Origin of the sequence: Marinobacter salinexigens, from assembly GCF_008370345.1 — a bacterium.
GTDB lineage: Bacteria > Pseudomonadota > Gammaproteobacteria > Pseudomonadales > Oleiphilaceae > Marinobacter > Marinobacter salinexigens.
Genome location: NZ_VTUU01000113.1, coordinates 1 through 467, shown reverse-complemented (window position 1 = coordinate 467; position 467 = coordinate 1). Strand labels below are relative to the sequence as shown.

Annotated in this window: 1 protein-coding gene; it reads right to left on the bottom strand. The window is 71.7% G+C overall.

Annotated features, from left to right (window positions below; all coding sequences use genetic code 11):
* A partial coding sequence (locus FWJ25_RS20880; protein ID WP_188093688.1) for a photosystem II protein Y occupies window positions 1-316 on the bottom strand: 316 nt, incomplete at its 3' end.
* Window positions 317-467: the final 151 nt, after the last annotated feature.

Here is a 467-nt window from a genome sequence, read left to right as displayed (position 1 = left end):
GGTTGAGCTGGTTCAGCGCCGGCTGCAGGATGTTGTAGAGCACCCACCCGATGGCGGGCGCCACCACGAAGAGCAGCAGCTGCCCGCGGTTGTCGCTCCCGGCGTCGGCCGCCGCCGCCACGTCCGCCACGCGCTGCGCCGCCAGCGCCGCGTCCGACGACGCCAGCGCCGAGAAGAAGGCGCCCGCCAGCGCGGACGACACGGACACGGACACCGCGGCCTTCTTGGCCCGCGCCGGGACGCGCAGCGAGACGCTGCCGCTGGTGGACGGCGGCGCCGACCGCGCCACGATCCTGGCGGGCTTCAGCAGGGCCATCGTGGCTATGGTCGCCATGGCGGGCGGGCAGGCGGGCGTTGCTTGAGAGAGAGAGAGAGAGAGAGAGAGAGAAAGCAGAGATGGCGGTGGCACCTGCTGGCGGCGGATGTGAGGTGCGCGCGCGCAGTGCAATGGCAATTGGCAAGCTAGC